Source organism: Streptomyces sp. NPDC090106, assembly GCF_044747265.1.
In the GTDB taxonomy this organism is placed as follows: domain Bacteria; phylum Actinomycetota; class Actinomycetes; order Streptomycetales; family Streptomycetaceae; genus Streptomyces.
In genome coordinates, this window is sequence record NZ_JBIVDS010000017.1 from 15,945 (window position 1) to 27,481 (window position 11,537).

Below are 11,537 nucleotides of genomic sequence, written 5' to 3' on the forward strand. Positions count from 1 at the left end.
TGCCGGTCAGAGGATCGCGCCGGGCGTGTAGCCCGCGGCCTCGGGGTGCTGCTTGGCGATCTCCTCGATCCGGGCGACGACCACACCGACCTGGGCCGCCGCGGCGCCCGTGAAGGACAGCTTGTCGGCCATCAGCGCGTCCAGCTGTGCCCGGTCCAGCGGGATCCGCTCGTCCGCGGCCAGCTTGTCCAGCAGCTCGTTGCGCTCGGCGCCCTGCTCGCGCATCGCCAGCGCCGAGGCCACCGCGTTCTCCTTGATCGCCTCGTGCGCGACCTCACGGCCCACGCCCGCGCGCACCGCGCCCATCAGCACCTTGGTGGTGGCGAGGAACGGCAGGTAGCGGTCCAGCTCCCGGGCGACGACCGCGGGGAAGGCGCCGAACTCGTCGAGCACCGTCAGGAACGTCTCCAGCAGACCGTCCAGCGCGAAGAACGCGTCCGGCAGCGCGACCCGGCGCACCACCGAGCAGGACACGTCGCCCTCGTTCCACTGGTCGCCCGCCAGCTCGCCCGTCATCGACGCGTAGCCGCGCAGGATGACCATGAGCCCGTTGACCCGCTCGCAGGAGCGCGTGTTCATCTTGTGCGGCATCGCCGAGGAGCCGACCTGGCCCGGCTTGAAGCCCTCGGTCACCAGCTCGTGCCCGGCCATCAGCCGGATCGTCTTGGCCAGCGAGGACGGCGCCCCCGCGAGCTGCACCAGCGCGGTGACGACCTCGTAGTCCAGCGAGCGCGGGTAGACCTGGCCGACCGAGGTGAACGCCTGCGCGAAGCCCAGGTGGGTCGCGATCCGCTGCTCCAGTTCGGCGAGCTTGCCGGCGTCCCCGCCCAGCAGGTCCAGCATGTCCTGCGCGGTGCCGACGGGGCCCTTGATGCCCCGCAGCGGATAGCGCCCGAGGAGCTCCTCGACCCGGCCGTACGCCACGAGCAGCTCGTCGGCGGCGGTCGCGAACCGCTTGCCCAGCGTCGTCGCCTGCGCGGCCACGTTGTGCGAGCGCCCCGCCATGACCAGCTCGGCGTACTCGCCCGACAGCTTCCCGAGGCGGGCGAGCACGGCCACCGTGCGGTCGCGCACCAGCTCCAGGGAGAGCCGGATCTGGAGCTGCTCGACGTTCTCGGTGAGGTCGCGCGAGGTCATGCCCTTGTGCACGTGCTCGTGCCCGGCGAGGTCGTTGAACTCCTCGATCCGCGCCTTCACGTCGTGCCGCGTGACCTTCTCACGCGCGGCGATGGACTCCAGGTCCACGGTGTCGAGCACGCGCTCGTAGTCGGCGATCGCCTCGTCCGGCACCTCGATCCCGAGGTCCTTCTGGGCCCGCAGCACGGCGAGCCAGAGCTGCCGCTCCAGCCTCACCTTCTGCTCGGGGGACCAGAGCGTGGCGAGCTCGGCGGAGGCGTACCGTCCGGCGAGGACGTTCGGGATGCGGGGCTTGGCGGGCGCTGAAGTCACGTGTCCAGATTCTACTGGCGATTAGTGCAGGCCAACGCCCCGGTCTCACTGGTCGGAACCTACGAGACCCCCGTCACAGCGCCGGCTACGCGGCGGGACCCTCGTAAGGGAGCAGTTCGGCGCGTTTCGGGGGCAGGCCGTCGCCGGAGGAGCGGCCGGTCAGACGGCGGCCGATCCACGGGAGCAGGTACTGCCTGGCGAACCGGGCGTCGGCCGCGCGGCGGGCGGCCCAGGCGGGTGGGGGAGTGGCCGGCATCGGGGTGCGCCACTCGGTGTCCTCGGGGGCGTAGCCGAGGCTCTGCCAGACGGCCTCGGCGACCCGGCGGTGGCCCTCCGGGGTCAGATGCAGACGGTCCACGTCCCACATGCGGGGGTCGCCGAGGGACGGGGCGCCGTACAGGTCCACGACGAGCGCGCCGTGGCGCGCGGCGAGGGCGTCGACGCAGTCGAACAGCTCCTCCATGCGGGGCCGGAAGCGCTCCATGACCGGCCCCTGGCGGCCCGGGCTGCGCATCAGCACGAGCTGCTTGCAGGACGGCGCGAGCCGTTCCACGGCCTCCGTGAGCAGACCGGTCACCTTCGGCATGTCGCACTTGGGGCGCAGCGTGTCGTTGAGCCCGCCCACCAGCGTGATCACGTCAGGGCGCATGGCCGCCGCGACGTCGATCTGCTCGTCGACGATCTGCTGGATGAGCTTGCCGCGCACCGCGAGGTTCGCGTAGCGCAGACCGGGGGTGGCGGCGGCCATCCGGCCGGCCAGGACATCGGCCCAGCCGCGGTAGGAGCCGTCGGGCAGCAGGTCCGACATGCCCTCGGTGAAGGAGTCGCCGACGGCGACCAGGCTGGTGAAGGTGGGGTTCGTGTGCATCGCGACAGAAATCGTATCCCGTGCACATACCCGGCGGTCGGTCCCCCCGGGTACCTCCCCCTTCCAGCCCGGTCGCCTCAGGGCCCCGCCCTCCCAGCCCGGTCGCCCCGGCCGGGAGGTCGGCTACGCGCGCTGCCCGAACAGCCTCCGCAGCACGTCCTCCATGGTCACCAGACCCGCCAGCCGGCCGTCGTCGCCGACCGCCGCCGCCAGATGCGTACGGCTGCCGCGCATGGCCGTCAGGACGTCGTCCAGCGGAGTGCTCTCCTTCACGCGCGCGATGGGCCGCATGTCCCGCACCTTGAACGGGACGTCACGCGGGGAGGCGTCCAGGGCGTCCTTCACATGGAGGTAGCCCGTGAGCCTGCGCGTCTCGTCGACCACCGGGAAGCGGGAGAACCCGGACCGGGCCGACAACTGCTCCAGCTCCTCCGGAGTGACGCCCACGCGCGCGTAGACGACCTGCTCCAGCGGGAGGACGACATCGCGCACCGGGCGCCGGCCCAGCTCCAGGGCGTCGTGCAGACGCTCCCGGGTGCGGTCGTCGATCAGGCCCGCCTCGTCGGAGTCCTTGACCAGTCGCGCCAGCTCGTCGTCCGAGAACGTCGCCGCGACCTCGTCCTTCGTCTCGACCCGCATCAGCCGCAGCAGGGTGTTGGCGAACGCGTTGATCGTGAAGATCACCGGCCGCAGCGCCCGCGACAGCGTTACCAGCGGCGGGCCGAGCACCAGCGCGCTGCGCACCGGCTCCGCGAGGGCGATGTTCTTGGGCACCATCTCGCCGAGCAGCATGTGCAGATACGTGGCGACGGTCAGCGCGATCACGAACGACACCGCGTGTCCGACACCCGTCGGGACACCGAGCGCGTGGAACACCGGCTCCAGCAGATGTTCGATCGCCGGTTCGGCGACCACACCCAGGATCAGGGTGCACAGCGTGATGCCGAGCTGGGCCGCCGCCAGCAGCGCCGACACGTGTTCGAGCCCCCACAGCACGCTCTTGGCGCGGCGGTCGCCCTCCTCGGCGTACGGCTCGATCTGGCTGCGGCGCACGGAGATCAGCGCGAACTCGGCGCCGACGAAGAAGGCGTTGACGACGAGGGTCGCCAGACCGATCAGCAACTGGATCGTGGTCACTTGCCCGCCTCCTCGTGGGTCGCGGCGTCGTCGAGCGGTGCCCGCAGCAGTACGCGTGCGGCCCGCCGGCCCGAGGCGTCCACCACGTCCAGCCGCCAGCCGGCGACCTCCACGGTGTCCCCGACCAGCGGTATGCGGCCCAGTTCGGCCGCGACCAGGCCGGCCAGCGTCTCGTAGGGGCCCTCGGGGGCCTTCAGGCCCACGCGCACGAGCTGGTCCAGACGGGCCGAACCGTCGGCCGAGAACAGGGCGTGGCCCTCGTCGTCGCTGCCGGCGGAGGCGATGTCGGGCGTCTCGTGCGGGTCGTGCTCGTCACGGACCTCGCCGACCACCTCCTCGACGATGTCCTCCAGGGTGGCGACACCGGCGGTGCCGCCGTACTCGTCGATGACGACGGCCATCGTGCGCTTGCCGGACAGCCGGTCCAGCAGGCGGTCGACGGTGAGCGACTCCGGGACGAGCAGCGGCTCGCGCATCACCTCGGAGACCGGGACCCGCGACCGCTGTTCGGCGGGGATCGCCAGGACGTCCTTGATGTGCGCGGTGCCGACGACCGAGTCGAGGTTGCCGCGGTAGACCGGGAAGCGGGACAGGCCCGTCGCCCGGGTGGCGTTCGCGACGTCCTCGCAGGTCGCCTGGGTGTCCAGGGCGATGACCTGGACGCGCGGGGTCATCACGTTCTCGGCGGTGAGATCGGCGAGGTTCAGGGTGCGCACGAACAGCTCGGCGGTGTCCGCCTCCAGCGCGCCCTCCTTGGCGGAGTGGCGGGCCAGCGCGGCCAGCTCCTGCGGCCCGCGCGCGGCGGCCAGCTCCTCCGTGGGCTCGACGCCGAAGCGGCGCACGATGCGGTTCGCCGTGTTGTTGAGATGGGTGATGAAGGGCCGGAACGCGGCGCTGAACCAGCGCTGGGCGTTGCCCACCGTCTTGGCCACGGCCAGGGGCGAGGAGATCGCCCAGTTCTTCGGCACGAGTTCGCCGACGACCATCAGGAACACCGTCGACAGCGCCGTACCGATCACCAGTGCGATGGACGAGGAGGCCGACGACGAGACGCCGAGCGACTCCAGCGGCCCCGCGATCAGCTTCGCGATCGACGGTTCGGAGAGCATGCCGACGACCAGGTTGGTGACGGTGATGCCGAGCTGTGCGCCGGAGAGCTGGAACGTCAGGTTGCGTACGGCCTTCAGGGCGCCGGCGGCGCCCCGTTCGCCGCGTTCGGCGGCTCGTTCCAGGTCTCCGCGCTCGACCGTGGTCAGCGAGAACTCGGCGGCGACGAAGGCGCCGCAGGCCAGCGAGAGCAGGACCGCCACGAACAGGAGGAGCACTTCGGTCATCGGGTCACCTCCGTCCCATGATCGGACAGGGCGGAGAGGATCGCGCGATCTCGTGCACGACGGGGGTGCACCGGCTTGCTGCTGGGACTACTGGGAGGCTCGCCCATGGGCGGACGCTCACACCTTTCATTGGAGGACCGAATGGTCCCCCAATAGTAAAGGACGAGCAAAGCTGATCAGTGTGTGAGGTGCTTCACCCAGCGCCGCCAGTGTTCCTCGGGCTCGTACCCGGCCGCCCGCCACGCCGCCTGCCCGCCCTCGTTGCGCACCAGCACCATCGCGTCCCCGCGCCGTCCGCCGAGCGCCGCGAACCGCTCCTCCGCCGCCGTCAGCAGCGCTGAGCCGATGCCCTGACGGCGCCGCTCCGGGTGCACCGCCAGCCGGTACAGATGGCAGCGCCACCCGTCGAAGCCGGCGATCACCGTGCCGACGAGCTCCCCGTCCCGCTCGGCGAGGATCAGCGCCTGCGGATCCCGCGTCACGAGCCGCTCCACACCGTCCCGGTCGTCACTGATGCTCGTCCCCTCGGCCGCCGTCTTCCAGAAGGCGAGCACGGCATCGAGATCGGCGGGTGTCGCGGCACGCAAACGTAGATCGGTCATACGGCGATCCCACCACGCGTCCGTGATGCCGCAGCCGAAATTCCACGATGCGGACGGCCGCCGCCCGCCCGGCCGGCGACGACGGACGCGGACGCGTCCGTGGACCGCGCGCCGGGGTGCTCGTTCGGAGGTGGCCCGGTTGCCGGTGGCCGCCGCCGCCCGGACGGGCGGGCCGAGTTCCGGTGACCGCGCGGGGGCCGCCGCCGGTCCCCGGCATCGGTCCACGCGCGCGTGCGGCCCCCGGCCATCGGCTCCCCGGTGGTGCGGGACCGGGTGGTGGTGGAGCGATCCAGCCGTGTGCGGTCCTCGGGTCGGGAGTGGCACGCCCGTGCCGAAGCACCGCGCCCGCTCCGTCACGGCGTGCCGTGGACGGGGCACGCGCGCGCCGGCGTCACTCGTGCGCGATCGCCGCCAGCACGTTCATCCGCGACGCCCGCAGCGCCGGCAGGAGGGCCGCGACCACGCCCACCACCGCCGATCCGATCACGACGGCGACGATCGTGCCCCAGGGAATGGCGAGCGCCTTCATGCCCTGGAGGGCCAGGACCTGCTGGACGCACACGCCCCAGATCAGACCGAGGCCCAGCCCGAGCACCGCGCCGAAGACGGCGATCACCACCGACTCCAGGCGGATCATCCGGCGCAGTTGGCGGCGGCCGAGCCCGATGGCCCGCAGCAGTCCGATCTCCCGGGTCCGCTCGACCACCGACAGGGCGAGGGTGTTGACCACGCCGAGCACCGCGATGACGATCGCGAGACCGAGCAGGGCGTACACCAGGTAGAGCAGGACCGCGATCTGGTCGTGGACGAGCTCCTTGTAGTCGGCCAGGTCGCGGACCTGGACCTGCGGATACGGGGCGAGCGACCGGTCGAGCCGGGTGCGCAGCCGATCGGCGTCCGTACCGGAGGACGCGTTGACGTAGAGCGCCGAGTCCTGGCCGCCGGGCACGTACGTCTCGACGGTCGTGATGCCGAAGAACAGGCCGCCCTGCATGCCGAAGCCGTCGGAGCCGTCCTGGTCGGTGAAGGCGGCCACCTTCAGGTCGGTCCGCCGGCCGCCGGGGAACTCTACGGGGACGGTGTCGCCGATCCGCACGTCGTGGTCCTGGGCGAAGCCGACGTCCATGCCGATGCCGCCGGGCGCGAGGGCCGCCGCCGAGTTCCCGGCCGCGTAGGTGACCCGGGCGACGTCGTCGACCTGGCTGTCGTAGCCGACCGCCGTGGTCTCCACGCGCTTGCCGTCGGGCAGCCGCACCGCGACGGGCGCGAACCGCTGCCGTACGACGAGCCCGACGCCGTCCGTGTCGCGCACCGCGTCCGTGACGGTCTGCGAGAACGGCACGAAGTTGGCGTTCTGGACGACGAAGTCGGCGCCCAGCGTCTTGTCGATCTGCTCGTCGAAGGACCGGGACATGGACGCGCTCGCCACCGACATGCCGCCGACCAGCGCGAGACCCACCATGAGGGCCGCCGCGGTGGCCCCGGTGCGGCGCGGGTTGCGCAGGGCGTTGCGCTGGCTCATCCGGCCGATCGAGCCGAACAGCGCGGGGAAGGCCGCACCGAGGACCCGGATCACGGGCCGCACCAGCAGCGGACCGGCGATCACCGTCGCGATCAGGGTGAGGACGACCCCGAGGCCCAGGAAGGACGCCGAGGAGGCCGTCCTCGTCGCGGTGACGCAGCCGACGAGCGCCGCCGCCCCGAGCGCCCCGACCACCGAGCCGACGATCGCCCGCGTCCTCAACGGCTTTCCCACACCGGCGATCTCGGCGTCCGCGAGCGCCGCCATCGGTGAGACGACCGCCGCCCGGCGCGCGGGGAGATACGCCGCCACGAAGGTGACGCCGACGCCGACGACGTACGCCGCCACGGGAGTTCCCCAACCGACCACCATCTCCGTGGTCTTGAGGTTCATCCCGAACACGCCCATCAGCTTGATCAGCCCGGCCGCGAGCCCGATGCCCGCCGCCAGGCCCAGCGTCGAACCGACCAGGCCGAGCAGGACCGCCTCGGTGAGCACGGACCTGCGCACCTGCCGGCGGTCCGCGCCGAGGGCCCGGAGCAGACCGAGCTCCCGGGTGCGCTGGGCGATGAGCATGGAGAACGTGTTGACGATCAGGAACACGCCGACGAGGACCGCGATCCCGGCGAAGCCGAGCATCACGTACTTGATGACGTCGAGGAAGCCGCCGAGGTCCTCGGAGGCCGACTTGGCCTGCTCGTCGGCGGTCCGTACGGCGTAGGCGCCGGAGCCGATCGCGTCGGCGACCCGGCTCTTCAGCTCGGCGTCGCTCACCCCGGGCGCCGCGTCCACCGAGACGCCGGTGGCCTTGTCGCGCGAGCCCAGCAGCTGGTCCGCCGCCGTCTCGGGGTCGAGGAAGACGAGGGCCGCGCCGGGGTTGGTCGTGGTGAAGGTCGCGATGCCGACGATCCGGACCTTGAACGGGCCGGGCTGGGCCAGCACGGTCAGGGTGTCCCCGATCCGCACGTCCTTCTTGTCGGCGGTGTCGGCGTCCAGCAGCGCCTCGGCGGCGCCCCGCGGCGCGTGCCCCGAGGTGAGCTTCACCGGGCTGCGGTCGGTGACGTACCAGTCCGCGGCGATGGTGGGCGCGCCGGTCGTCGGGCCGACGGACTCGTTGTCCTGGTCCACGACCGTGATGTTCTCGACGCCCACGTCGGCGTGCGCGGAGGCGACCCCGTCGACCTGCGCCACCCGCGCGGCGAGCGACGACGGCAGGGTGCGGGCCGCGCCGGTCGGGACCTGGGACTCCAGGTCGTCCTTCGGCTCCACGGTCACATCGGCGGAGGTGGAGGCGAAGAGGCGGTCGAAGGTGCGGGTGACCGTGTCCGAGAAGATCAGGCTGCCCGCGACGAACGCGACGGAGAGCACGACGGCCAGCGCGGACAGCAGCAGCCGTCCCTTGTGGGCGAGGAAGCTGCGGAGCGTCGCCTTGAGCACCGGCTCACGCCTCCCCGGACGGGTCGGACTGGCTGCGGATCACGTCGAACCGTTTCATGCGCTCCAGGACCGCCTCCGCCGTCGGCTCCTCCATCCTGTCGACGATCCTGCCGTCGCCGAGGAAGAGCACCAGGTCGGAGTGGGTGGCCGCGCCCGGGTCATGGGTGACCATCACGACGGTCTGGCCGAGTTCGTCGACGGCCTCGCGCAGGAAGCCCAGCACCTCGAGGCCCGCCCGTGAGTCCAGGTTGCCCGTCGGCTCGTCCGCGAAGATCAGCTCGGGCCGGGAGGCGAGCGCCCGCGCGCACGCGACGCGCTGCTGCTGGCCGCCGGACAGCTGCGAGGGCCGGTGCTTGAGCCGGTCCCGCAGGCCCAGGGTGTCGATGACCTGGTCGAGCCACTTCTCGTCGGGCTTCTTGCCCGCGATGTCCATGGGCAGGGTGATGTTCTCGGCCGCGTTGAGGGTCGGGATCAGGTTGAACGACTGGAACATGAAGCCGATCCGGTCGCGCCGCAGCCGGGTCAGTTCGCGATCCTTCAGCCCGGTGATCTCGGTGTCGCCGAGCCAGACCTGCCCGGCCGACACGGTGTCGAGCCCGGCCAGGCAGTGCATCAGCGTGGACTTCCCCGAACCCGACGGGCCCATGACCGCCGTGAACCGGCCGCGCGTGATGTCCACGTCCACCGAGTCGAGGGCGAGCACGGCCGTCTCGCCCGAGCCGTACGCCTTGGTCAGTCCGCGCGCGCGGGCCGCGATCCCGTCGGCGGTCGCCCCCTGAGGGGGGTGCTCCGCAGCAGGTGTGGACAAGACTGCCTCCTCGCTCGCTCGGTCGCGCCGACTTCCCTGCCGGGACGGGCCGACGTCCCTTGTCGCGGCCGAGGGTAGTGTGATGCGGCCCACAGCCGATATCCCCCCTGAGTGCAGGTGTGTCTCCACCCCAGGTCGGGTCCCTGACACCGATGTAAGGGGCACCCACCCTTGTCGCCGCGCGGGACGGCCGGCTCGTGATCGCCGCCCGATCCCCCTTGCCGCCGCTAGCACTCCGGCGCTAGCTTCGAAGCATGGCGAAGACTCAGCTGAACGTCCGCGTGGACGAGGGCACCGCCAGGGCCGCCCGCGAACGCGCCCTCGCGCGCGGCATGAGCGTCAACCGGTACATCGAGGAACTGGTCCGGCAGGACGCCGGAGAGGTCGGCCACACCTTCGTGGAGGCCGCCGCCGACTTCATGAAGCAGTACGAGAACGTCTTCGCCGAGGAGTTCGGCGCCGAGCGCGAGGGGCGTCGCTGACCTCTTGAGCGACGACCTCGCCATCGACCTCGCCTGGCTGCTCATGCTCGCCGAACAGAACACCCCCGGAGACCCCCAGGTCACCGACTGGGGTGCGCTGATCGCCGCCGTCGCGCGCCACGAGGCCGAGATATTCGACGTCCCCGTCTACGAGGGACCCCACGCCCGCGCCGCGTCCCTGCTGCAACTCCTCATCCACGTACCGGCGTTGGAACGCTCCAACGCCCTGTTCGCCTCCGCCGTGGCGTACGCCTACCTCGTCGCGAGCGGTCTGAAGGTCGTCACCTCGCCCGAACAGGTCCGGGATCTGGCCCGGTTGGTCAAGAGCGGCGAGGCGACCGTGCACGACATCGCGGAGGAACTGCGCCGCTGGAGCCGCTGATCAGGCCGTCCCGGCGGGCCGCCACGCGGTGCCCAGCACACAGAAGGACGGCGGCAGCTTCGGACCCCTCTCGGGGATCGACAGCCGCCGGTAGGGGCCGAGTTCGAACCCGGCGTCCCGGAGCGCGGCCACCGTGTCCCGGGACAGATGGCAGCCCCCGCTGAGCGGCGGCCACACCGTACGGTCCAGCGCCCGCTGCGTCGCCCGCATCGCGGGTCCGCCGCCCCGACCGTGCTCGAAGAACCGCAGCTCGCCGCCGGGCCGCAGCACCCGCCGCAGCTCCGCCAGCGCCCGCGGCACATCGCGCACACTGCACAGCACCAGCGAGACCACCGCCGCGTCGAACGCCTCGCTCTTGACGGGCAGCGCCTCCGCGGTGCCCGGCACCACGTCCACGGGCACCGCGCAGCGCACCGCGGCCTCCACCGCCAGCCGCCGCAGGCCCCGCTCCGGCTCGATCGCCACGACCTCGGCGACCGCGCCCGGATAGTGCGCGAAGTTGAGACCGTTGCCCGCGCCGATCTCCACGACCCGCCCCGACAGCCCGGCCAGCAGCCGGGCACGGACGCCGGACATGCCCCGGGACTCCAGGGCCACGCTCACGCGGGCGTAGGAGCGGGCGAACAGCGGATGGTGCACGGGATCGCGCGGCACAGCGCCCGTGCCGGCGGACCGTAGCGGCATGGCGACCTCCCGGACAGGACGGGCCTCTCCCGTCATTGTCCCCCGGACGCGTCCCGCGCACCCTCCGCGCGCACTACGCGACGAAGTCGCGCACCTGCTCGTACACGCCGTAGTCGTTGTTCATGTCGGTGTGCGCGATGCAGCCGACCTCGACGTTGGTGGCACCGCTGAGGAGCGCCGTGGTGTCCGGGGTGAGCGCCTCGTCGCAGTTCGACCAGTAACTGGCGTAGGAGACGCTGCCGGGCGTCTCGTCACCGGAGTTGAGCGCGGTCAGGAACGAGCTGCCCGTGTACATCTCCGCACAGGACGTGTAGAGCCAGGAGCACCAGGAGGCCACCGTGGTCCCGTGGTTGACACCCGCCACCGACACGAAGTCGTCCACGTACGCCGTTCCGCCGAGGTTCTTCAGGTAGTAGCGGGCGCTGAGCGCACCCATGGAGTGGACCACCAGGTCGACCTTGGAGGCGCCGGTCGCGGCGAGCACCCGCTTGACCTCGGTGGCCAGTTGCTGGGCCGTGGTGACGTTCGACTGCGACCAGCTGTACGACCAGGCGTCGAGCTGGGACGCGGTGTAGCCGTCGGCCTTGAAGTCGGCGACCCATTCGTCCCAGCTGCTCGAAGAACTGCTCAAACCGTGGACGAAGACGACCGGATTGGGGGTCGCGGCCTGAGCGGGGGCCGCGGACAGGGACAGGGCCAGAAGGAGCGATGCGAACAGGGCCGAGACGGCCGCTGAGATGCGACGCTTGGAGCGCAGCATGATGCCTCCTGATACGGGTGGGGTTGTCAGGAGGGTGCGGCCGGGTCTACGCGCGGCGCATCGGTGAAATCG

At 71.8% G+C, this 11,537-nt stretch carries 11 protein-coding genes; 2 read left to right on the forward strand and 9 right to left on the reverse strand.

Annotation, left to right across the window (positions count from 1 at the left end; translation table 11 throughout):
• Nucleotides 1-6 precede the first annotated feature (6 nt).
• The 7 genes from purB to ACIPSE_RS39795 all read right to left on the reverse strand — a co-directional run bounded on the left by purB (nt 7) and on the right by ACIPSE_RS39795 (nt 9,157).
• Entirely contained in the window at nt 7-1,449 is a 1,443-nt protein-coding gene (gene purB / locus ACIPSE_RS39765; protein ID WP_401673070.1) for an adenylosuccinate lyase, read from the reverse strand.
• 85 nt (nt 1,450-1,534) lie between these two features.
• The gene (locus ACIPSE_RS39770) at nt 1,535-2,317 is read right to left on the reverse strand and encodes an SGNH/GDSL hydrolase family protein (RefSeq protein WP_401673073.1); all 783 of its coding nucleotides are present in this window, start codon (nt 2,315-2,317) and stop codon (nt 1,535-1,537) included.
• A gap of 123 nt (nt 2,318-2,440) precedes the next feature.
• On the reverse strand, nt 2,441-3,454 hold the full coding sequence (locus ACIPSE_RS39775) for a hemolysin family protein (RefSeq protein WP_401673075.1): 1,014 nt from the start codon (nt 3,452-3,454) through the stop codon (nt 2,441-2,443).
• Complete coding sequence (locus ACIPSE_RS39780; protein WP_401673078.1) at nt 3,451-4,788, reverse strand: hemolysin family protein; 1,338 nt, start codon at nt 4,786-4,788, stop codon at nt 3,451-3,453. The genes ACIPSE_RS39775 and ACIPSE_RS39780 overlap by 4 nt, the downstream gene beginning before the upstream one ends.
• A gap of 176 nt (nt 4,789-4,964) precedes the next feature.
• Entirely contained in the window at nt 4,965-5,390 is a 426-nt protein-coding gene (locus ACIPSE_RS39785) for a GNAT family N-acetyltransferase (protein WP_401673081.1), read from the reverse strand.
• A gap of 391 nt (nt 5,391-5,781) precedes the next feature.
• Entirely contained in the window at nt 5,782-8,349 is a 2,568-nt protein-coding gene (locus ACIPSE_RS39790; RefSeq protein WP_401673084.1) for an ABC transporter permease, read from the reverse strand.
• Nucleotides 8,350-8,353: 4 nt separating this feature from the next.
• A complete protein-coding gene (locus ACIPSE_RS39795; RefSeq protein WP_401673086.1) occupies nt 8,354-9,157 on the reverse strand; it encodes an ABC transporter ATP-binding protein in 804 nt (267 codons plus the stop codon).
• A gap of 254 nt (nt 9,158-9,411) precedes the next feature.
• Between ACIPSE_RS39795 and ACIPSE_RS39800 the strand changes: the two genes are divergently transcribed.
• Together ACIPSE_RS39800 and ACIPSE_RS39805 are read left to right on the forward strand one after the other, a co-directional pair.
• A complete protein-coding gene (locus tag ACIPSE_RS39800; protein WP_401673089.1) occupies nt 9,412-9,639 on the forward strand; it encodes an antitoxin in 228 nt (75 codons plus the stop codon).
• Between the two features lie 43 nt (nt 9,640-9,682).
• Nucleotides 9,683-10,021 (forward strand): fic family toxin-antitoxin system, toxin component, encoded by a 339-nt coding sequence (locus ACIPSE_RS39805; protein ID WP_401673577.1) that lies wholly within the window; start codon nt 9,683-9,685, stop codon nt 10,019-10,021.
• On the opposite strand, the gene ACIPSE_RS39810 is transcribed toward ACIPSE_RS39805, so the two are convergent.
• The gene (locus ACIPSE_RS39810) at nt 10,022-10,705 is read right to left on the reverse strand and encodes a class I SAM-dependent methyltransferase (RefSeq protein WP_401673092.1); all 684 of its coding nucleotides are present in this window, start codon (nt 10,703-10,705) and stop codon (nt 10,022-10,024) included.
• Nucleotides 10,706-10,778: 73 nt separating this feature from the next.
• Nucleotides 10,779-11,465, reverse strand: a complete 687-nt coding sequence (locus tag ACIPSE_RS39815) for an esterase/lipase family protein (RefSeq protein ID WP_401673095.1) — start codon at nt 11,463-11,465, stop codon at nt 10,779-10,781.
• Nucleotides 11,466-11,537: the final 72 nt, after the last annotated feature.